Source organism: Niabella pedocola, assembly GCF_021044425.1.
Classification (GTDB): Bacteria; Bacteroidota; Bacteroidia; order Chitinophagales; family Chitinophagaceae; genus Niabella; species Niabella pedocola.
In genome coordinates this window covers 1,002,800-1,024,989 of the sequence record NZ_JAJNEC010000005.1, presented here as the reverse complement: position 1 = coordinate 1,024,989, position 22,190 = coordinate 1,002,800, and the positions used below count along the sequence as shown (strand labels likewise).

19 protein-coding genes are annotated in these 22,190 nt (G+C 46.3%); 11 read left to right on the top strand and 8 right to left on the bottom strand.

What is annotated here, in order from left to right; genetic code table 11:
• The first annotated feature begins 342 nt into the window (after window positions 1-342).
• Window positions 343-1,416: a porin gene (locus tag LQ567_RS11850; RefSeq protein ID WP_231004722.1), complete on the top strand. Its 1,074-nt coding sequence runs from the start codon at window positions 343-345 to the stop codon at window positions 1,414-1,416.
• Window positions 1,417-1,620: 204 nt separating this feature from the next.
• Here the strand turns inward: LQ567_RS11850 and LQ567_RS11845 are convergent, their stop codons facing one another.
• The gene (locus tag LQ567_RS11845) at window positions 1,621-2,070 is read right to left on the bottom strand and encodes a GNAT family N-acetyltransferase (protein ID WP_231004721.1); all 450 of its coding nucleotides are present in this window, start codon (window positions 2,068-2,070) and stop codon (window positions 1,621-1,623) included.
• A gap of 171 nt (window positions 2,071-2,241) precedes the next feature.
• Between LQ567_RS11845 and LQ567_RS11840 the strand changes: the two genes are divergently transcribed.
• The 4 genes from LQ567_RS11840 (at window position 2,242) to LQ567_RS11825 (ending at window position 5,671) form a co-directional block, all read left to right on the top strand.
• Window positions 2,242-2,562 carry a hypothetical protein gene (locus tag LQ567_RS11840; protein WP_231004720.1) on the top strand — a complete coding sequence of 107 codons (321 nt, stop codon included), beginning with the start codon at window positions 2,242-2,244 and terminating at the stop codon, window positions 2,560-2,562.
• Window positions 2,563-2,630: 68 nt separating this feature from the next.
• Window positions 2,631-3,074 carry a tail fiber domain-containing protein gene (locus tag LQ567_RS11835; protein WP_231004719.1) on the top strand — a complete coding sequence of 148 codons (444 nt, stop codon included), beginning with the start codon at window positions 2,631-2,633 and terminating at the stop codon, window positions 3,072-3,074.
• Window positions 3,075-3,314: 240 nt separating this feature from the next.
• On the top strand, window positions 3,315-4,862 hold the full coding sequence (locus LQ567_RS11830; protein ID WP_231004718.1) for a YifB family Mg chelatase-like AAA ATPase: 1,548 nt from the start codon (window positions 3,315-3,317) through the stop codon (window positions 4,860-4,862).
• Window positions 4,863-4,924: 62 nt separating this feature from the next.
• The gene (locus LQ567_RS11825; protein ID WP_231004717.1) at window positions 4,925-5,671 is read left to right on the top strand and encodes an AAA family ATPase; all 747 of its coding nucleotides are present in this window, start codon (window positions 4,925-4,927) and stop codon (window positions 5,669-5,671) included.
• 6 nt (window positions 5,672-5,677) lie between these two features.
• Here the strand turns inward: LQ567_RS11825 and LQ567_RS11820 are convergent, their stop codons facing one another.
• Both LQ567_RS11820 and LQ567_RS11815 read right to left on the bottom strand, forming a co-directional pair.
• Window positions 5,678-6,040, bottom strand: coding sequence for a DUF2304 domain-containing protein (locus tag LQ567_RS11820; protein ID WP_231004716.1), 363 nt, complete (start codon window positions 6,038-6,040; stop codon window positions 5,678-5,680).
• On the bottom strand, window positions 6,040-6,729 hold the full coding sequence (locus tag LQ567_RS11815; protein ID WP_231004715.1) for a glycosyltransferase family 2 protein: 690 nt from the start codon (window positions 6,727-6,729) through the stop codon (window positions 6,040-6,042). The genes LQ567_RS11820 and LQ567_RS11815 overlap by 1 nt, the downstream gene beginning before the upstream one ends.
• 175 nt (window positions 6,730-6,904) lie before the next feature.
• Here LQ567_RS11815 and LQ567_RS11810 point away from each other — a divergent pair, with 175 nt between their 5' ends.
• The gene (locus LQ567_RS11810; RefSeq protein ID WP_231004714.1) at window positions 6,905-8,944 is read left to right on the top strand and encodes a tetratricopeptide repeat protein; all 2,040 of its coding nucleotides are present in this window, start codon (window positions 6,905-6,907) and stop codon (window positions 8,942-8,944) included.
• Window positions 8,945-8,948: 4 nt separating this feature from the next.
• Here the strand turns inward: LQ567_RS11810 and LQ567_RS11805 are convergent, their stop codons facing one another.
• Window positions 8,949-9,749: a glycosyltransferase family 2 protein gene (locus LQ567_RS11805; RefSeq protein WP_231004713.1), complete on the bottom strand. Its 801-nt coding sequence runs from the start codon at window positions 9,747-9,749 to the stop codon at window positions 8,949-8,951.
• Between the two features lie 327 nt (window positions 9,750-10,076).
• Here LQ567_RS11805 and LQ567_RS11800 point away from each other — a divergent pair, with 327 nt between their 5' ends.
• The 5 genes from LQ567_RS11800 to LQ567_RS11780 all read left to right on the top strand — a co-directional run bounded on the left by LQ567_RS11800 (window position 10,077) and on the right by LQ567_RS11780 (window position 16,692).
• Complete coding sequence (locus tag LQ567_RS11800; protein ID WP_231004712.1) at window positions 10,077-11,888, top strand: ABC transporter ATP-binding protein; 1,812 nt, start codon at window positions 10,077-10,079, stop codon at window positions 11,886-11,888.
• Between the two features lie 303 nt (window positions 11,889-12,191).
• Complete coding sequence (locus tag LQ567_RS11795) at window positions 12,192-12,965, top strand: LytR/AlgR family response regulator transcription factor (protein ID WP_231004711.1); 774 nt, start codon at window positions 12,192-12,194, stop codon at window positions 12,963-12,965.
• Between the two features lie 172 nt (window positions 12,966-13,137).
• Window positions 13,138-15,456 (top strand): hypothetical protein, encoded by a 2,319-nt coding sequence (locus LQ567_RS11790; RefSeq protein WP_231004710.1) that lies wholly within the window; start codon window positions 13,138-13,140, stop codon window positions 15,454-15,456.
• Between the two features lie 75 nt (window positions 15,457-15,531).
• Complete coding sequence (locus LQ567_RS11785) at window positions 15,532-16,011, top strand: DUF1573 domain-containing protein (protein ID WP_231004709.1); 480 nt, start codon at window positions 15,532-15,534, stop codon at window positions 16,009-16,011.
• 201 nt (window positions 16,012-16,212) lie between these two features.
• Complete coding sequence (locus tag LQ567_RS11780) at window positions 16,213-16,692, top strand: hypothetical protein (RefSeq protein ID WP_231004708.1); 480 nt, start codon at window positions 16,213-16,215, stop codon at window positions 16,690-16,692.
• A gap of 310 nt (window positions 16,693-17,002) precedes the next feature.
• Here the strand turns inward: LQ567_RS11780 and LQ567_RS11775 are convergent, their stop codons facing one another.
• The 4 genes from LQ567_RS11775 to LQ567_RS11760 form a co-directional block, all read right to left on the bottom strand.
• Complete coding sequence (locus LQ567_RS11775) at window positions 17,003-18,130, bottom strand: cysteine desulfurase family protein (RefSeq protein WP_231004707.1); 1,128 nt, start codon at window positions 18,128-18,130, stop codon at window positions 17,003-17,005.
• Between the two features lie 214 nt (window positions 18,131-18,344).
• Window positions 18,345-19,733: a phosphoglucosamine mutase gene (gene glmM / locus LQ567_RS11770; protein WP_231004706.1), complete on the bottom strand. Its 1,389-nt coding sequence runs from the start codon at window positions 19,731-19,733 to the stop codon at window positions 18,345-18,347.
• A 246-nt stretch (window positions 19,734-19,979) separates the two neighbouring features.
• Entirely contained in the window at window positions 19,980-21,953 is a 1,974-nt protein-coding gene (locus LQ567_RS11765; protein ID WP_231004705.1) for an LTA synthase family protein, read from the bottom strand.
• Window positions 21,954-22,016: 63 nt separating this feature from the next.
• Entirely contained in the window at window positions 22,017-22,172 is a 156-nt protein-coding gene (locus LQ567_RS11760; protein ID WP_231004704.1) for a hypothetical protein, read from the bottom strand.
• Window positions 22,173-22,190: the final 18 nt, after the last annotated feature.

The following is a 22,190-nucleotide window of genomic DNA, read 5'->3' as shown; positions in this document are numbered from 1 at the left end:
GCAGTTGCAGATAAGTTCGCAAACAGCCTTCCTGAAAAATATCCCGCAAACTGATCGGAATAAAATGCCATTTTATATATTATTTATAAATATATATGAAAAATAATTAGGAAAAAATGATTCATTTTGTATTTTTATCACATAAAATGTGAATTTAAAATAGTATTTAATGTGTTTTCTGTTTTATTTTGATTGTAAATATCATATATGTAAAAATAAATATATTAATATCAATTTGCTATCTGAACCATTACTTTCTGTGAAAATGCCTGAAAATCACCAGAACGTACCTGCTATTGAAAAACAACAAACCCACTTTAAAACAAATTAAAATTTTATTGAATGAGGAAAATGCTATTGCTCACAAAGACGATTTTTATTTCAGGCGCACTACTGGCACAAGACGCAACTACGCCGGAAGCAGAAGAAAAAGGCGATCTGCAGATTAACGGGTCCGTAGATGCCTACTACCGTTTCAACTTCAATCATGCGAAATCGGTTCAGCAGGCGAATAATTTTACCAGTTTCACCAACTCCCACAATTCATTTGAACTGGGCATGGCATCTTTAAAGGCAAGTTATACCAAAGGAAAGGCCGGGGTGGTAGTCGATCTTGGCTTTGGTACCCGGGCAAGGGAATTTTCCTATAACGAAACCGGCGTTACACAGGCTATAAAGCAGGCATATATTACTTATGCACCTTCGGAACATGTTAAATTATCTGCGGGAAAATGGGGTACGCATGTTGGATACGAACTGCTGGATCCGCAGCTCAACCGGAATTACAGCATGAGCTATATGTTTTCTTACGGCCCTTTTTCGCATACGGGTTTAAAAGCCGATTTTACGCTGGGAGAGGGCTTTGGCATTATGGCGGGAGTTACCAATCCTACCGATTATCTTTCGGCTCCCTGGAACAAGAAGTTTGTTATCGGGCAAATCAGCAAAACATCTGAAAAAGTAAACCTGTATTTGAACTATGTGGGTGGTAAGGATACCGCGGAAATTGCATCCAGTCAGCTGGGTTTAACCGCCACTGCAAAAATTACTGATAAGTTTTCGCTGGGTTACGATGGCACTGTAAAATTCGTGAAAGCGCCCGATGTGTCTTCACAGGCCTGGTGGGGTTCTGCATTGTATGTAAATGTAGATCCTACCGATAAGTTTGGCATTACGCTGCGGGGCGAATATTTCGATGATAAAAAGGGGGTGATCACTAATGCAGATGGTAGTCCTTTATTGGGAACGTCTGTTGTCCAGGGCACGCTTTCCTTCAATTTCAAACCGGCAACTGGTTTGATGATCATTCCTGAATTCCGGATCGACAGCGCGAAGGACCCCATTTTTACAAAAAATTCCGGAGACGGAACCAAAAGCACCGGCACCTTCTTACTTGCTGCCGTATATTCTTTCTGATAGGGACCATTACTGCTGGTTATCCAAGCCCCGTTGCAAACGGGGCTTTTTGTTTGAGGGATGATATGTAAACTACGGTCGTTCCTGTTGGTATTTCTGACAAAAGGCTGGCATCATACCGGCCTTTTATCAGATCGAAAAAAAAAGATTATGGATCGCTTCTTTCAAAGTCGAACTTTTGATTAAAAAAATACGGCCTCCGGGTTATATATCTACCGAACAATTGATCCAGGCTCCATCGAATTGCGCCTGATACTTTTTATAAAAATTAATGGCCGGTTCATTCCAGTCGAGTACCTGCCAGCAGATCCGTTTCAATCCCCTTTCCTTCGCTTCCTCAAATAGCCGGTCAAACAGCCGGGCGCCGATCTTATGACCGCGCATGTCCTCGGTTACCAGGATGTCTTCCAGGTACATGGCCTGTCCTTTCCAGGTAGAGAAGCGGATATAATACAGGGCAAAGGCTACGATGCCGGTTTCATTTTCTGCCACAAAGGCCCACCAAACAGGATTGGGCCCAAAGCCGCTTTCCCTGAAATGCTCCACGGTAACCGTAACCTCCTGTGGCGCTTTTTCATAATCAGCCAGTTCCTGTACCAGTTCCAGTATCCGCTTACAGTCTGCCGCAACGGCTCTTCGAATGTTAATTTCCATGGTTGCAAATTAGTATATTTTAGATGAAGTGCTGATATGCCGGTTCCTGTTACAATGCCCGATTGCGGCAGGTTCCGCATTCAGGATCATCGTCTACGCTGTCTTCCGATTTGTTAATTCCAGAGTGATCATTTGCCTGCCACAGCCGGTTCTGTTATCTTTGCAGCATTCATGTTGGGGCCGATACGATACATTATTGCCGGCTTTTTAGGGCTGGTGATTGTGTTTGCAGCTTTTTCACCGCACATCGCACTGATGTATGAAAAATCTGTAAATAAGGAAGATATTGCCCTGGCGGCCGATGCTGGAATGGGCAAAAAGACCTGTGAAGTAAAAGAGTTGCTGCCCGAAGAAGTGTTTGTCGATACCTGCGGATTCCTGCTCCCGCAGCCAGACATTTCTTTTATAAAGATGTTTGCCGCTTTCCGGCAACCTTATATGCATATGCGTTATGACCGTATTCCTACACCGCCTCCGCGGGCGACTGCTTAACGTTTGATTTTTATTCCCACGGGTTCCATACCCGGTCTATTTTTTTATTTCCTTATAATTTAATAATAATGATGAACAGCAAAATTGTTGTGGCAGCGCTGGGTGCGTTTATTTTTTCTTCAATGGCATTTGTTGCCGGAGCACAAAATTTAACCGATAAAGAACTTAAAACGAAGGTGGCTGAAATTGAAAATCCGTTGCAGAAAATTGTGCGGCTGGAGCCCAAACAGTTCGAATACAAAGCGAAGGATTTTAAATACCTGAAGCTCGATGAAGGCGCGCAATATGGCTTTATGGCGGATAATGTAAAAGCGGTTTTCCCGCATCTTGTAAAAGAAAAAAAGGTGTCGTATATGTTTGGCAAAAATGCATACCGGGATGCCCGGGTGAGCACTGTTGACGAAGCGGGCCTGATACCGGTGCTGGTGGCTTCTATTAAACAGCAACAGGAGGAGATCGAAGGGTTAAAGGCCGAACTGATGAAGCTGAAGAAAGAAATGGCCGGAAAGTAGACGGCAGCTGACAAAGGGAGAGGGCTCGGGGCAACGGAATGGTTGCCGGGGCGTCTCTCTTTTTAGTTTAAATAGCAGGGCATTTCACGCCATCTCGCTGTAAATCTGTTACAAACGAAAACGCAGGGAAGCAGCTTCTATGTGCATCTTCCTGAGGTTGCACCAGCGGCAGCACGAACCTGGAAAATCTTCCTGTACCTCGGTAGTATAAATGAGGGTAAAATGCACTAACTTCATTTCATGTTGGTGAAAATCAATGGCAGTGCTGTTTATGGAGTGGAGGCCATCCCCATCATTATAGAAGTTAACTGGATGCCTTCTGGTAAAGACCCTATGATTGTTGGTCTTCCGGATAATGCTGTAAAAGAAAGCTGGCAACGGGTAGAAAGCACGATCAAAACCAACGGCTATGAAATGCCCCGTACCAAGGTTGTGGTAAACCTGGCACCTGCCGATATAAAAAAAAGCGGTGCTGCTTTTGACCTGCCGATTGCCATCGGGTTGCTGGCCGCCACAGAGCAACTAAAGAATAGTGCTGCATTAGCCGGTTATGTAATTATGGGAGAGCTGAGCCTGGACGGAGCCCTGCGTACGGTGAAGGGCGCGTTGCCGATTGCGATCCAGGCGCGTAAGCAGGGCTTTAAAGGATTGATTGTTCCCAAAGTAAATGCCCGGGAAGCGGGTATGGTCAACAACCTGAATGTATACGGTGTGGAGCATATACAGGAAGTGGTGGATTTTTTTGAAAACGGGGAACAGGGTTTAGACCCGGTTGTTGTAAATACCCGGGATGCGTTTTTTAATTCACAATACGATTTTGATATTGATTTTTCAGATGTAAAGGGACAGGAAAATATAAAAAGGGCATTGGAAATTGCGGCGGCGGGCGGACACAATGCGTTGCTCATCGGCCCGCCCGGAGCGGGAAAGACCATGCTGGCCAAGCGGCTGCCTACGATCCTGCCGCCATTGACACTACAGGAAGCGCTGGAAACAACAAAAATTCATTCCGTTGCCGGAAAGTTGCCGGAGAACGCCACGTTGATCTCAAAACGGCCCTTCCGGTCGCCGCATCATACCATATCAGATGTAGCGCTGGTGGGTGGCGGCGGTACACCACAACCGGGCGAAATTTCGCTGGCACACAACGGGGTCTTGTTCCTGGACGAGCTGCCGGAATTTAAACGCGCTGTTTTGGAAGTGATGCGCCAGCCGATAGAAGAGCGGAAGGTAACGATCTCCCGTGCCCGGATAGCGGTTGATTTTCCGGCAAGTTTTATGCTGGTGGCATCAATGAATCCCTGTCCCTGTGGATTTCATAATCACCCCGAGCGCGCCTGTACCTGTCCTCCGGGGGCGGTACAAAAATACCTCAATAAGATTTCGGGGCCTTTGCTGGACCGCATCGATCTGCATGTGGAGGTAACACCGGTGGCATTCAGCGAACTATCGTCTGTACGCAATGAAAAAACTTCCGGGGCCATCCGGGAGGCGGTGATCCGCGCCCGTGAAATTCAGTTGGCCCGTTTTGAGGAATCACCCGGCATTTACTGTAACGCACAAATGAGCAGCAAACAACTGAAAGAGATCTGTGTCATTGATCAGGTAGGACAGGTATTGCTGAAACGGGCTATGGAAAAGCTGGGGCTTTCGGCCAGAGCGTATGACCGCATTTTAAAAGTATCGCGTACCATAGCGGATCTTGAGGGGGTGCCGGAAATACGGCCCGAGTTCCTGGCTGAAGCCATTCAATATCGCAGCCTCGACCGGGAAAACTGGGCGGGCTGAGCTGCCGCGTAACGTGAACAGTTCGTGATGCGGATTGAAAATACTTGTTTTATAAAGCGCAGATGATCGATCAGCAATATATCAACTACTTTGAGATTGTTAAGGAGCATATAGCAGATGCATCTGTATATCCGTTCAATATCCCGGCTATTCAGCGCCTGCAAAAGGTGACCCTGCATCCAAAAGTAACGTTTATCATCGGGGAGAACGGATCGGGCAAGTCGACGTTGCTGGAAGCACTTGCGATACAATACGGATTTAATGCGGAGGGGGGCTCCAGGAATTTTAGTTTTGCAACAAAAAGAACCCATTCGCCCCTGTCCGATGTGTTACGGATCGGAAGAGGAGGATTAAGAGCCCGGGATGGCTTTTTCTTAAGGGCTGAATCCTTTTATAATACCGCATCCTATGTGGATGATCTGGAAGCAGAAAAGCCAGGATTACTGGGACATTACGGCAATAAATCATTACATCAGCAATCGCATGGCGAATCTTTCTTTTCCCTGTTCATGCACCGGTTTTCGGGACGCGGGTTTTACATCCTGGACGAACCGGAGGCGGCGCTTTCACCACAACGGCAATTGTCGTTTTTAGTACGGATGCATGAATTGGTTGGTGCCCAAAGCCAGCTGGTCATTGCCACGCATGCTCCGATGATTCTTGCATATCCTCATGCCAAGATCATCGAGCTTTCATTGCCGGAGCCAAGAACGGTAAGGTTTACGGATACGGAACACTATGCGGTTTATAAGGCCTTCCTTAACAACCCGGAAGGGATGCTGAATCAACTGGGTATCTATAATGATTAAAAATGATCAGTGCTCCTCCGTATGCGGTTGCCCATCTGCCGGCGAACTGGTTTCAGACAGCCGCTGCGCATTGCCTACCGCATCATTCCGGATGAGCTTGGTGATCTTTTTTTGAAGATCCCGGATCTTTTTATACAAAACAATGATGGTAAGAAACAAGAAAAGAAAGGTAAAGTAAAAGAGCAGGTCTACCCCCCGGTTTACACCAACCAGGTGTGCAAGGCCTGTAAGCTCATCTGGAAATACAATGATGAATACACAGGCCAGGAAAAGAAATAGGATGAGTAATTTATTGGGCTTGAAAATACTGGTGATATATAAGGTCATCAGCGAAACACAAACGATCAATATGATTTGAATACTGTTCATTATTTAAAGAATTTATTGATCAATATCTGCCGCAGGACTTTAACACTGTCCAGGCTTTGTTGCCCTTTTTGAAGCGAATAACTGGTATAGGTGATTACTACCGGAAATTCAGCATAGCTCAGTTTATGCGTTTTGATCTGTATCAGGATTTCTGTGGCGTGCGCCATTCCATTTTCATTGAGATGAATGGCGTAAGCCGCCTTCCGGTTCATTACGCGGAACCCGTTGTGTGCATCGGTAAGAAAAAGTCCGGAAAAAAAGTAATTAACAACCCGGGCTATTTTTAAAAGGAAGCTCCGGGTTTTGGTCATGTTGAGTGCCTTGGTTCCCAGGAACCGCGATCCCAGTACAACATCCAGGTTTCCGGCAATCAGGAATTCGGTCATGGGCCCGATTTTTTCCGCCGGGTGCTGCCCGTCTGCATCAAAGGTTACAAAATAATTACACTGTGTAAGGGTTCTTGCAAAGTTTAACCCCGTTTGAATGGCGGCGCCCTGACCCAGGTTTACTGCATGACGAAGATAGTAGATGGGAAGGTCTTTTACAATCTCCCGGGTATTGTCAGATGATCCGTCATCCACGAGTACAATGGTGTATCCATATGCAAACAGGCTGCTGAGCGTTTCCCTGATGACTCCCGCTTCATTAAATGTAGGAATCACCACGCATATGGAATTGTTTAAAGACATCCGCGATTAGTTTTATTTTATATACAAAATTAGGCGATCTGTACAAGATTGTGCCGTTTGGGTTAATTTTGCCGCCATTAATTTCAGTCTGTCAATCATTGAATCCGGTGCGGGTAACGCACAAAAGCAGGAAAAAAAAGATGACTACACCAAAATAATTGGAGATCCGTTTAAAATGAAGCAACATAAAAGTTTGATTATCGCCGGTCTGGTATTGCTGATCCTGTTAATACTGGCTTATGCCAACCATTTCGACAATGGTTTTCATTTTGATGACAGTCATACCATCCAGGAAAACGTGGCCATCCGCAAGCTCAGCAATATTCCGGAGTTTTTTACCAATGCGGATATGTTCAGCGCCAGCACTAATCACCGGGGACTTCGCCCATTGGTAACAACCTCGTTGGCGATTGATTACTGGCTGGCAGGAGGGTTGCATCCGTTTGTGTTTCAGCTTTCTACCTTTCTTTGGCATATTGGCCTCTGTATTATGTTGTTTTTTATGTACCGGCAATTGATCGGCAAGGTCAGTACCCATAGGTGGGTGCCATTTATTGCGCTGATGGGGGCCGGATGGTTTGGCCTGCATACGGTGGCTGCTGAAACGGTGAATTATATCATTTCGAGATCGGATGTACAATCGACGTTCTTTATTGTAGCCTCTTTTTTAATGTATGTAGCCTACCCTCAAAAAAGAAAATATGGATTGTATATTCTGTTAGCCGTGATCGGGGTCTTTGCCAAAGAAACGGTTCCGGTACTGCCGATCCTGTTGTTCTTCTATGTGCTGCTTTTTGAAAAGGAATTGTCATTGTATGCGGTTTTCAGACGTTCCAACATTAAAAAGGTGTTGGGTAGCATCTGGTCCCTGTTGCCGCTGGCGGTGGCGGTGGCGGGCACCCAGCTCTATACACTCTCCCGGATGTCGCAGGCTTCAGCTTCGCATGGAATGTCGAACCCGCTGGGCTATAGCTGGCTTACGCAGACCTACGTTTGGTTCCATTATTTCCGCTCGTTCTTTTTGCCGTTCGACCTGAGTGCTGATACGGATCTGGGCGTAATCTCCAATCCCCTCGATTGGCGCATTATAGTAGGCGTCGTATTTGTCATTGCGTTGATCATTACCATTTTCAAAACTTCCCGGCAGCGTGCAACCCGGCCCATTGCCTTTGGACTGATCTGGTTTGCTGCTTCTTTACTACCCACTTCCCTGGTGCCGTTCGCAGAGGTAATGAACGACCACCGGATGTATTTTGCCTTTGCAGGTCTCAGTTTAAGCGTGGTAACAGCCCTGGGACTTCTGATCATTAAGCGGGAATCTTTTTTTACCATGAAGCAGCATTACCGGTACCTGATCGCCGGTGCGTTTTTAATTATCGCGGCCAACGCATTTGGGGTGTATAAGCGTAACCAGGTTTGGGATACTGAAGAAACGCTATGGAAAGATGTAACCGAAAAGAGCCCCGATAATGGAAGGGGATGGATGAACTATGGGCTTACGCAGATGTCGAAAGGCGATTACAAACAAGCGGTTAAGATCTTTACCAAGGCGCGGGATCTTAACCCTGGATATAGCACGGTATACATCAACCTGGGCATTGCCTATGGTGGTTTGAAGGAGCATAGTAAAGCGATTGGAAATTTTTCAATGGCGTTGAGACTGGCACCGGGAGACGATGCCGGCTACAGCTATTTTGCCCGTTATTTCCTGGAGCAGAACCGGTTTGAGGATGCTAAAAATATGGCGGAAAAGGCCTTGGCGATCAATAACCGGTCATATATGGCTTACGAGGTACTGATGGGAGCATTGCAGGGTTTAAACAGTTGGGATACATTAAAACAAACAGCTAGTGCAGCACTCCAGTTGAACCCTGGGGACCCTAAAGCACTGCAATACCTGCAGGCCGCCCAGCAGCGGAAAGCGCTGGCCCCGCTTGCGAAAGATGTTGCGAATGCCGTTTCTGTATTGAATTACATCAACATCAGCCTTGAACAGTATAATAACGGGAAGTATGAAGACTGTATCAATACCTGCAAGCAGGTACTGGCGCTGGATCCGAACAATGCCGATGCATACAACAATATCTGTGCGGCTTACAATATGCTGAAGGAATGGGATAAGGCGCGGGAAGCCTGTCAAAAAGCGTTGCAGTTGGACCCGCAGCATCCGAATGCACCGGCTAATTTAAGATGGGCAATTGAGCAAAAGCTGTAGGCGCTTAAACCTCGTTATCGGTAAGCCCCTTGCTGTAAAGCCTGGAAATAAACCGCCCCAATGTGCGGCCCCAAACGGATTGTAATACCGCCTGTTCCTCCTGCTGGCGCTTTCCTATTTTGATCTGGTTAGTGGTTTCCGAATCGATATGGATCCGGTGCTGTACTAGTTTTTTATTAATAAAGATAAACGCGCCTTCCTGTTTGGCCAGCGTCAGCCAGGCCACCCAGTCTAAAACACAGGTATATGCCGGCGAGAACTGCATGCCGCCAATGTGCTCCCGGTCGAGGGTTACCGAGGGACAGCAAATAGAATTACCGAGGGACAGCACCGCCTTTTTAATGAATTTGCTTTGAATCGTACGTTTAAGATGAAACGGAAAAAGCAGGGCGTCTTTTACAAAAGCATTCAGCGAACGTTTGCGCTCCCTGCCGTTTACCAGGTCCCCGTAATTCGTAAACACCATCAGGGGCTTTTTGTTTTGGAACTGTTCCAGTTTTATTAGTACTTCCTTTGTAAAATCCGGGTTGTAAATGTCGTCCTGGTGGGCGATGGTAATATACCGCGTGGTGGCCTGCTCCATCGCAAAATTCCAGTCACCCGCAATGGAACTGGCCGCATCCGAAACGAAATAGGGGATCCGGTACCGGTCCGCCATGTTTTTTAAATAATCGGAAGGGGTGGAGGTCGCGATCAGGATTTGGGTCGGAACGGTTTGCTCCAACAGGCTTTGGATACAGCGCTCCAAATGCGGCGAATCCCTGTATGCCGGTACTACAAATGTGTGCTCTTTAGCTGAAGTCATTTTAATTATACAACGTTATCGAAACCGCGGTTGATCGTGAACTTTTTGCAGCCTCAAATTTTTAAGACCCGGTCGGTATCACGGGGGACCAAAAATAAGCTCTCTGTAATAAATTGATCTGTTTTTTATGTGGGAAGAAGAAATTGTGTTACCCCGGAGGTGTCATAAAAGAAGCAGTTTTGCGTGGCGATCCGGGAAATTACTTTTTATAACAAAATGCTGAGCGTCCAACCATTGGCGGTTTTTATTGTTTGTGTAAATAAAAAATTTCCTGATAGACAGGAAATTTATACTTTGAGGTCGTTTTAAAAAATATACCGTAATTGTATGCGTATCCTTCTCCGATATATCAAACCTTATCGCTGGTTGGTGGTGCTGGCTTTGTTCCTGGCAGCCATAAACCAGATATTTTCACTTTTTGCGCCGCTGATCAGCGGAAAACTGCTGGATCTTTTTGCTACCCACCCGCATCATTTTGATCATGCCAAAACCGCACCGCGGTCGGAGCACGAATACCTCTTTGGCGGAAACGGATATCATGGGCTGCTGTTCTTTTTAATGTTGCTTATTGGTACTGCAATGGTAAGCCGCATCGCCAAGGCCTTCCAGGATTATTTTGTAAATGTGGTGATTCAAAAATTTGGCGCCACCATTTTTACCGACGGGCTGAAGCATTCCATGCGCTTGCCTTACCAGGATTTTGAGGACCAGCGAAGCGGCGAAACCCTTTCCATCCTTACCAAAGTGCGAACAGATACCGAAAAATTCATTACCAGTTTTATTAATGTGTTTTTTGTCATTATTGTCAGTATTGTCTTTGTGTCGGTTTATGCCTTCCAGCTGCACTGGTCCATCATGCCGGTATATGCAGTAGGTATTTTTGCCATCGCCTTTGTTACCAGCCTGCTCAGCAGGCGCATCAAGGTCATTCAAAAAAATATTGTAAAGGAAACAACAGCGCTGGCCGGTACCACCACCGAAAGTCTGCGCAATATTGAAATTGTGAAGAGCCTGGGGCTTACGGAGCAGGAGGTGCAGCGGCTCAATAACAATACGTTTAAGATCCTGGGGCTGGAGCTTAAGAAGGTAAAAAGCATCCGTGCACTCAGTTTTATCCAGGGTACCATGGTGAACTTCTTGCAACAGGTGATCGCTTTCACTTTGTTATGGCTGATCTTTAAGGATGCCATTTCGCCCGGTCAGTACCTTTCCCTTTCGTTTTATGGGTTCTTTATTTTTGGTCCCATGCAGGAGATCGGGAACATCATCATTTCCTATCGTGAAGCCGAGGCTTCGCTGAATAATTTCCATAAGCTCATGCAGCGGAAAGCAGAGCCGCGCCCGGCAAATCCACGGCAGATCGGGATGATTGAATTGCTGGAGTTCCGCAATATCGTTTTCCGTCATCAGACGGCACATTTTAATGCGCTGAACGATATTTCCTTTACGGTAAAAAAAGGAGAAACGATTGCGTTTGTAGGGCCCAGCGGTTCCGGCAAAAGTACCCTGGTTAAATTGCTTGTAGGGCTTTACCGCCCGGCAAAGGGAACAATTTATTATGACGGTGTTGATGGAGACGCAATCGACTTTGATCAACTGCGGGTACAGATCGGTTTTGTAACGCAGGACACACAGCTGTTTGCCGGCACCATTAAGGAGAACCTGTTGTTTGTAAATCCCGGGGCCACCGACGGCGATCTGCAGGACGCACTTGAAAAGGCCAGCTGTACCGGTTTACTGGCGCGTGCGGAGAAGGGACTGGATACCGTTATCGGTGAAGGCGGATTGAAACTAAGCGGCGGGGAAAAGCAGCGTATTGCTATTGCCCGGGCATTGTTGCGGCATCCGCATCTGTTGATTTTTGATGAGGCCACTTCTGCTCTGGATTCGATTACCGAGGAGGAAATTACCAAAACGATCAAGCTGGTGTCTTCAAAGAAAAATCAGATCACGGTATTGATCGCTCACCGGTTGAGTACCATACTGCATGCTGACAGGATTTACGTGTTGGAAAAAGGAGAGGTTGTTGAAACCGGCGATCATGCCGCGCTGCTGCAGCAAAAGGGACTTTACTATGCCATGTGGCGGCAGCAGATCGGGGAACGTAAGAAGGAAGCTTACGACACTGTTCCTTCTTAAGAGACTGCTTTTATTGTTCCCCGGCCTGTAAGGAACAAATAACCGTTTGCTTTTGCGGCGGCAGTGGAAACCATGTTTCCAAAATTATTTTTTTATTAAACAATTTCTCATTTTGTTGAATATCAATGTATTGGGACATAATGTGGAAAAAAATAATGAAAAAAAGTTAATATTTTTTTAAAAGTTAATATATATTGCACCTACCAATACGTTTTTTTCGGTATGGGAGGCTAGGGGATTTGACGTGTCATTTGTAAAACATAACTGCGAAAAACCAAAAAATTAAACAAGCTGTACTTATCTATGAGTTTTAAAATTCAGATTGTTGATGAGGACAAGGTATCATGGAATTTGCTGAAGTTTAAAATAGAAAGCGTAACCGATAGCCAATTGCAATTCCTGGATTACTGCTCCACTATGGAACAAGCCATTGGCGCTATTTTTATGCACCGGCCCGATATCCTGATATTTGACCTTAAGCTATTGAAAAACAAAGAATTTGAAATCATTGAAAGCCTTATTAACCAAAAGGTTTTCAGGGTTAAGATCATTGTTGTGGCCTCATCCAACCAATTAAACCAGCTGCAGAATATCATTGATATAGGTGTTACTTCGCTGATCATGAAGCCGATCAATTCCAATGATCTACGGAAATCGATCAGCCGGGTAATCGGGTTGCTTCAGGAAGAGGCTAGGGATATAATCGAAGACCATTTTATCACGCTAAAGGCAAACCGCTCGCTGCTATATGTGAACCAGCGCGATATCCTTTTTGTGGAATCCAACCGCAACATTTGCGAGATCACTTTTAAGGATGGCAGTCAGAAAACGGTGAATGAAAACATCACGTTTATCGACCAGCGCATTCATTTAAAGGAGCTGGTCCGGATCGATAAAAGCACCATCATTAACATTTCAAAAATTGTATACCTTGATAGTGATGTATTTAATAAAGAGTGTAAGTTAAAATTGACCAACGGAAATGAAATTAACAAATCGCTTAGCAAAATTGGCATGAGCCGCTTATATAAAATCGTCTCCAGTAACCGTAAAAATGAAGGACGTATTGTTTTTTGATGTCGTTTCGTCCTTTAAAAATCACTTTATGTCCTTTGTTAGTAAAAGTAAATACAGAACATCGTATTCTTGTGGCATAATAAAAAAATCAACCCTGCGTAAGCCGAAAAGCAGTTTCTAGAGTAGGCATTATTTAATCATTAACTAGTAAATAAAATTAAATTAAACTTTTATGAGACGTACATTCTTATCCGTCCTAGTTCTAGCCTCCCTGCTTACAGGTTTGGATTCCTGTAAGAAAGGAGACACCGGTCCTGCGGGCCCTGCTGGTCCTGCTGGTCCTGCCGGCCCTGCTGGTGCTGCCGGTACTGCCGGTGCCAAAGGTGCTGATGGAACAATGATCTACAGTGGTAGCGGAGCCCCAACTGCAACAACTGCACCCAATGCAAAAACCAACGATTTTTATTTTGACGTAACTGGAAAGTTACTGTATGGTCCTAAAAAAGCTGACGGAACCTGGCCTGCTGGTGTTTCTTTAGCTGGAGCAAACGGTACAACTGGTGCAACTGGTAACACAGGTGCAACTGGTAATACAGGTGCAACTGGTAACACAGGTGCTACTGGCGCAACCGGAGCAACAGGTGCAACTGGAGCAACAGGTGCTGCTGGAGCAAACGGTACCAACTTCCTGGCTGGTCCTGGTAATCCTACTGCAGCTAACGGTGCAAACGGAGACTACTGGTTCAATACCACAGATTCCAAACTGTTTGGACCTAAAGCTGGTGGTGCTTGGCCTGCAAACGGTATCGCTATCGGCGTAACTGCTACTCCTCGTGTATTCTTCATCGATATCACGCTGAAGGACAAAGCGATGATCAACGGTTCTCAGATCAGCACTTACCATGATACTGCCCTGATCGTTGATAAAAATATCAAGATCAACTCTTCTTACACGTTGAACCGTGTGGATGTTGAGCAGCGTATTGCTGAATATCCGGACTGGTATACTTTTAACGGTCGTGAAATCATGTTCATTGACGCGGCGCTGACTGCTCCTGAGCAACTGTATATGATCCCGACAAGAACTACCGATCTGCAAAACCTGCTGCTTCAGCAGAACGTTGTTGGACGTCAGTTCATCTACACTAAAGATCCTAAGAACGCTGCTTTCGTAGCCGCTGTAAGAGCAGCCGGTGTTGCTGCTGGTATTTCTGTAGGCGCTCAGGGTGGTGGAACCAACAATCCTCCGAACCCGCTTACCGGCGCATTCTCTACAAACCCAGCTCCTTGGAACCCTGCAGGCCTTCCTGGTCAGCAAGCAACTGGTGGTGGTTTAAGATATGGTAAAGGTGCACCTCAGATCGCTCCTGTTGGTGTAAGCCCAACCAATATCTACACATTCTCTCAGGAAGATTACGATCGTCTGTCTCAGAACGCGTCTTCTTTCCCGACAGGCAGCACTAACAACCCACTTTGCTACTGGCAGTATGCTGAAGCCGGACGTTCTCCGGGCGGTCAGCAAACCGGCTGGACTATTGGCGACCTGGTTGATTTCTGGCCAATGTGGAAAAAAGCTCCTCAGGTGAACACCGGAACAGGTGAAGATTACACACTGAGAAAAACGATCGATCTGGAGCAAGTTGCTGATAACAATCTGGGTGCAGCCTGGAGAGCAGCACGTGCAACTGGTTCTATCGACTTCCATTACATGTTTGGTACTCCTAGCGGGTATGCTAACACTGGTGGTCGCGCTTCTCAGAGCAGCATTCACCCGATCATCGTTCCTTCTGAAGTAGACGGTGCGGCTTTTGCAAGAACTTACTACACATCACGTGATGCTGGTAACCCAATCCCTGGGCCTACAGAGCCTAAACCTGGTGGAAGTTCTACACTGAACCTGCAAAACTGGTACAATACCTGGTTCAGCCTGAATGACCATGGTGTTGATGGTACTCCTGGTGGTAACTCTGGTTCTCAGAGCGGAAGCGGTGCGGCAAATGACTACAGCCGTGAGAATGGAGCAAATGGTAGCTCTTATGACCTGACTCCTCCTCCTTACCTGTTTGGACCTTTCGTTGCCTACAACGGTACAAGAACCTTTACAGTGGCAGATCCTAACTATGGTACTTATGATGTAGCAGAGCCTACAAATACTTCAACTTATCAGTGGGATGGTATCTATTTGTACAACGGTTATGTGAAAGTAAACTATCGCATCTACAATGGTGGTACAACAGCTCGCGCTACAGTAAGAGGTCCGTTCAACCCGAACTATCCTTACCTGGGTAACTATGAGTATAGCTGGACTGGTCCTAAAGGATACCTGGCACCAAATGGCAGCAACCCCGTTCACGGAAGCTACTATGATGGTCCTTGGCCTAGCAACCAGAACCGTGCTTGCGAAGGTTTCTACTTCAGCGGTAAGTTCATCCCGAACGTGAACAAGAGAACAGACGATGTGTTAGTGAAATTAAAAATTCAGACTATCCCGTCTAACAATCCTGATGATGGTGCTATCATCATGAAAGCTCAAGGTCAACAAGTAAAGTAATTCAATTGCTTTATCGATAATAAAGAGGCTACCCATGGGTAGCCTCTTTACTTTTAGTCATTTATTGTTATACACATGAATCGGATACTCAAACAAAGTGCCCTTATAATATTGATTGCTGTAGCCGGCAATAGTTGCAAAAGCAAGACGGAACCTGGTGTAACACAGCCTGCCGCTAACGAAACAAGGCCGGACAGTAATGCTGCAAAAATGCCCCAGGCAGACTCGGCGAACTTTACTACAATCCAATGGGAGGATTCTACATTCCGCGACCTGAAGAAAATAAAACGTGGTGATTCCGCCGTGATGAAATACAGTTTTGTTAATACCGGAACAAAACCCTTACTGATTTCGGGTGTAGAACCCAGCTGTGGCTGTACGGTTCCGGAATGGCCAAAGGAACCGGTAATGCCGGGTAAAAAAGGAACGATCAAGGCCGTGTTTCATACGCAGGTTCAACCAGTGGCTACCCATATGAAGCAGATCTTTGTAAACGCCAATACGAAGCCGCACACAGGGCATATACTTTCGTTTAAGGCTGAGGTGACCGATTAATAATGGGCAGGGAAAGTGCAACGGTAATCTGGAATTGGAGCGCTTGATAATTGCCTGGGAATGGGTTATAAGTATGTAGTTTGATATAAAGAAAGTGCTATTTAGAGCGATCGGGCCTGATTTCTATAGAAATGTTATAAAGCCACGGTATTGGATTTTTATTTGGATTTTGCTTTACCTTTGCAAAAATTTAATTCAGGTATGAGAATAAAACTACTGTTTCCAATCTGTTTAATGGCTGTAGTAGCTGTTGTGTCCTGCAAGGACGAGGATAAAAACCAGGAAGGCGAAACACCCATCGAATCTATTGATGACATAAAAAAGAATTACAAGGATAAGGATTCTACAATCGTTGAAGCATACTTAACGGATAAGTCAACAGTTTCCGTTAAGGATATCGATTTAAAGGATTCAACGTATTCCGCCCGGACAAAGGTTTTATATAAGGCCGTAGGCGGGGGTGAGCAGCTTGCAGTTGTATTTGGTTATAAAGCGGATAACTCTTTGGGAGTTGCCATTCTGCAAAGGGGAAATGCAACGCCGGTGAGATTGCCGCAAACAGAGGCCAAGGGTATTAAGCAGGGCGTGTACAGCAATGGCACGATTAAGCTTACCCGCGATGGCAACTCGGTGTTTTACTCAGAAGATGGAGGCTCCGAACAATTTGTGGAGATCCAATAACGGAGCCCAGTTCGGTATTTCGGAACATGCATTTATCGGAGTGATCGCAGTGACGTTCAATGGCTATCACATTAGCAGCCGTAATGGATGCTGCCGGGAACGTCAATGAGCAGTATCCTGGAGGGACGAAAAACCACCGGAAACATATTAACTAAGCAGTCCAGTTTAGAGCCGAGCGCTTTGAACCGGGCTGCTTTTTTGGTGCCCTTTTGTGGGGGGCTCAGAAGGGTCAATCATTTGGGAGCGTTGTGAATGCATAAAGGGCCGCTGCCGGCCCTTTACTATAAATAATATGTGTAACTCACAAGCATCAGATCAACGCCTTCAGCGTATCGATGGTGCGGTCGATTTCTTCTTTTGTATTGTATTTACTGAATGAAAAGCGAATGGGAACCCGGTCCGGATCGCTGTTCAAGGCTGAAATCACATGCGATCCCTGGCTGGCGCCACTGCTGCAGGCGCTTCCGCCTGATACACAAATATTGTGAATGTCCAGGTTGAAGAGCAGCATTTCCGAGCGCTCCGTCTGCGGAAAAGAGGCACTTAATACCGTGTACAGGCAGCTGCCGAAAGCATCGCCGTTAAAGGTAACGGATGGGATCCTGCTTTGAAGCTGTTCCGCCATATACTGTTTGAGCCCGCGGATATAGGCCGCTTCGTTTTCATAGTTCGCCATGGCAAGGTCCAGTGCCTTGGCAAAGCCCACAATGCCGTATACGTTTTCTGTTCCCGCCCGCATATTGCGTTCCTGGCCACCACCAAAAATAAAGGGTTTGATCTCCAGGCTGCTGTTCACATACAGGATACCCGAACCCTTGGGCCCATGAAATTTATGACCGGAAGCAGAAATAAAGTCGATATCAATGCGTTGCAGATCAATGGGGTAATGCCCAACAGTTTGTACACAGTCCGAATGAAAAACAGCCCCGTATTTGCGGCATAGCGCGCTGACCGCATTAATGGCCAGCAGGTTCCCGATCTCATTATTGGCATGCATCAGGGTTACCAAACATTTCCGGTCCTGTGCAGCAAGCTGTTCCTCCAGGTCCTTCAGGTCAACGTGTCCGTCATGCAGCAATTTTACCAGGCTAAAGGTAACCCCATTGCCATTGCTGTAATGTTCTACGGTATGTAGTACCGCATGGTGCTCAATGCCGGAAGTGATGATATGTGTACAACCGAGATCCCGGATCGCCGCATTGATCGCCGTATTGTTGCTTTCGGTTCCCCCGGAGGTAAAGAAAATTTCACCTGGTTTTACATTCAGGTGTTTCGCCACCGTTTTACGGGCAGTTTCCACTGCCAGCCGGGTCTCTCTTCCGTAAGAATACACAGAAGAGGGGTTGCCAAACCCTGAGGTCATATAAGGTAACATCGCATCCAGTACTTCCTTGTCGAGGCAAGTGGTTGCGGCATTGTCTAAATATATTTTTTCCATGAACGCTTCTTCCTATTTATCCGGTATGTCTCCTCCCGGCGAAAATGATCGCAAAGTTAATGAAGCAATCGCATATGGATTTTGTAGACTACGGGGATGTACGTGCAAGGTTTAACCCTTCATGTGTAAGATCCAGGGGGGCGATATGAAGCACCGGCCGGGAATCTTGCCTTTAAGTTGGATATTAAACCTGGAGCAAGGGTAGTGCCCTGTTTTAGCCCATATTCTCCTTGATATCCTGCATCAGTTTCTGCGCGATATTCTTGGCTTTTACCTCAAAATCGCTTTCGGAATAAATACGGATAATGGGTTCTGTATTCGACATTCTTAAATGTACCCAATCTTCATCAAATTCTATTTTGAGGCCGTCCTCATCGTTAAGGGGAAGTTTGCTGTACTTCTCTTTGATGCGGGCAAAAATAGAGGGAAGGTCGGTACTTTTATCTAACTCAATTTTGTTCTTACTGATGAAATAATCCGGATACACACCGCGCAGCGATTTGATGCTTCCTTTATGGTGCGCCAAATGGCTTAAGAACAAGGCGATACCGATCAGTGCATCGCGGCCATAATGAAAGTCGGGCACAATAATGCCTCCGTTACCCTCACCTCCGATCACCGCGTTGACCGCCTTCATTTTTGATACCACATTTACTTCTCCTACGGCAGAAGGGTAATAGGCGCCGCCATGTTTCAACGTAACCTCTTTCAATGCCTTGGTGCTGCTCATGTTACTTACAGCGTTACCCTTGCGTTTTGAAAGGATATAATCAGCAACTGCCACAAGTGTATATTCTTCGCCAAACATACTGCCATCTTCATTTACAAAACAAAGACGGTCTACATCCGGATCAACGGCAATGCCAAGATCCGCTTTCTCTTTAACCACCACACTGGAAAGTTCCGACAGGTGGTCGGGCAGGGGCTCCGGGTTATGCGCAAAATTACCGGTTACTTCACTGTTTAATACAAGCACGTCTTCGACACCCAAAGCCTTCAGCAAAGCCGGCACAAAAACAGCTCCGGTAGAATTAATGGCATCTACTACTACTTTTAATTTTTTCTTTGCGATGGCTTCTTTATCAACCAGCGGATAGGCCAGGATCGCATCGATATGCTTTTGCATATAGGTATCGTTCTGCTGAATTTTACCGAGTTTATCCACCGGCGCAAATTCAAAATTTTCCGCAGCCGCAATATCCAATAGCTGCTTGCCCAGTTCCGCTGAAATGAATTCCCCGTCTTTGTTCAGCAGCTTCAATGCGTTCCATTCTTTGGGGTTATGGCTGGCGGTAAGAATAATACCTCCGTCTGCCTTTTCCATCGGTACCGCTATCTCTACCGTTGGGGTTGTACTGGGACCTAGATCGATTACGTCGATTCCCAATGCACTAAGGGTTGCGGTAACCAGGCTGCTAACCAGCGGTCCGCTGATGCGCCCGTCTCGCCCTACTACTACTTTGAGTTTCCGGGAAGGTGCTGCCTGCTTCAGAATAGAGCCATAGGCGGCTGTAAATTTTACCACATCAACGGGAGAAAGCGTTTCCCCGGTCTTTCCACCAATGGTTCCCCGGATTCCGGATATACTTTTTATAAGCGACACAATATGCTGTTTAAATGTTAGGGTTCAAGGACCTCCGTTGCACTTCAACGTGCTTCTTGAACTTGCAAAAGTACGCTCCTTCAGCGACATTCTTTTAGTTATAACATTACTTTTATGGAAACGGGGATATCCTTTCGCTCATAAAGCGCCCCTTGCTGGCAGCCCATTGCAGGGAAAAGCTGTTTTTCAGAGACGGGAACCGGGAATCCTTGAAATTTTGACCGTAAAGCCTCTGAAACGGCCGTTTTAAGGTGTTTTCCTATTGTTAAGCAGCAGGTACTGTGCGGTTTGATAATAGGCGTTCGTTAGTGCACTCATTTTTGTTCGTACCGAGTCCAGTACCCGGCGGGGATAAACGATGGTGGTATCAATGGGCACAAGGTCCTCTTCTGCAAAATCGAGGCTTTTTACGTAGTAGAAACGGTCGTCTACGATGCCGATCTTGCCGGCGGTATTGGTAATAAAAGCAAGGTTGCCTTTTTTATCCGGAGCCAGCAGATCTCGACCCAGGGTGAAATTGTCGTAGGGACGTTGTAACAAGCCTGCAATCGTAGGCAGCACATCAACCTGGGAAACGGTTTCTTTCCGTTGCTGCGGCGCAACAAGATAGGGCGCATAGATCAGGAACGGAACATGCTCATCCGAAAGCCGGTGCGTGGTCCACACGGATGGATATACGCTGGTGGCATTGCCGGCAACCCCATGATCGCCGATAAATACAAATATGGTGTTGTGAAAGTAGTCTTCCTGCACAGCGGTCTCTATAAATTTCTGGATGGAATAGTCGGCATACCGGAATGTATTGTATTCCTCCAGCGATTCGAAGCCATTGGCTTCCAGGCTGTCTTTTGAAATGATCTTCTTTTGAAAATCGTGGTCGGTTTCCGGTATGGTATAAGGACGGTGATTATCGGAGGTTTGAATGATCGCAAAAAAGGGTTGCCGCTCCTTTTTGAAAACCGTGTTTGCCGCCAGGAACAGGTCTTTGTCACTAATGCCCCAAACGTTGATCCGTGGTGCGTCGATCGTTTGTTCGGTATGCAGTTGGAGGTTGCTGATGTTCATCAGCAACCCTTCAAAATTATTGAAGCCCGGATCCCCGCCCAGGAAATAATGTTTCGAATAATCGGTGAAATTATTGATAATGGTGTTTTGATCGATCGCCTCCGGGTTGCGCGTAGAGAACTTAAACAGTTGTACATCCGGCGTTCCTGTTAAAATGGCAAAGAGCCCGCGGGCAGTGGAGAAATGTGGAGTGAAGCAGCGCTCAAAAAAGATACCTTTTTTGCTCAGCGAGTCAAAATAGGGAGAAGCGTTGAGCAGGTTGCCGCTCATGCTGCTTTTATACATGCTGTACGATTCGCAGATGACCAATACCACATTCGGCTTGCTTTCAAGACCGGCACTGTGCGGCGCCACAGTGCGTTTAAAACCAAAAGGCGCTTTTTGGGGGAACTGTAAAAACTCCGCCATCAGCGGAAACGCTTCACGGGCGCCCTTTTCATTGATGACGGGCTTGCGGAATTGCATGGTGGAAAAGAAATTCTGCAAGGGGTTTAGCGCCAGGTAGGTTTTAAAACTGTCCTTTAGCGCAAAAGAATCCTTCCATTTTAGGGGCTTGTCATCGATCCGGCCGTAAATAAAAAGTCCCAGCAACAGTGCCGCTATTACAAAAGGCATTTTGCGGTGCATAATAGCCTTCCCGTCTGTAAGATTGATCACCTGCCAGTGGCTTTTGTTCAATGCCCATTTAAAGCAGATAACGGCTGCAATAAGGCCTACCAGGATCCAGATCAGCGGGTAGGTTTGCCAGATCATATTCAGGGAGATGCCGGGGTCTTCCACAAAGTTCATCGCTCCGGCATCCAGCCGGGTGCGGTTGTAGGAAAAGCTCACCATATCGGCGATAAAAAACAGGAACAACAGAAAGGTGATCACCGCCAGGTACCAGGTCCAGATGCGTTTACTGCGTGCTGAATAAAACGGGGAAAAAGAACGGTGATAACTGAAAAGGATCACGGGTAGCAAAAAGATAGAAATCCAGCGGAGATCATACTGCGCTCCCAGTACAAATGAAGGCAGGCAGTCTGCAAAAGAGATCCCGGGCGGGTTGAATGCAAAAAATGTGATCAGCCGGAAAATAAAAAATAAGGCAAAAAGTACCAATCCGGTGTTAATGACCCAAAGGATCGTTTTTGGTATTTTCAGCCTTGACAACATAAGGGTGCAAACTTAGTTAAAAGTTTCACGTTTGAGGTTTAAAGTTCCGCATGGGATCTGGTTTCAGGCGTAAAGTCCTTTTTGGGTTTCCAGGTTTTGTTCCGGAAGATCGGTTCCTCCGGCGTAGTAATCACAGATGTCTTTCCGATGAGGATCACTGGGGGGCGTAATGGTGGGGCAGCATTTCCACACCCGATCCACCGGGATGGATATTTTCACAATTCAAATTAGCACATT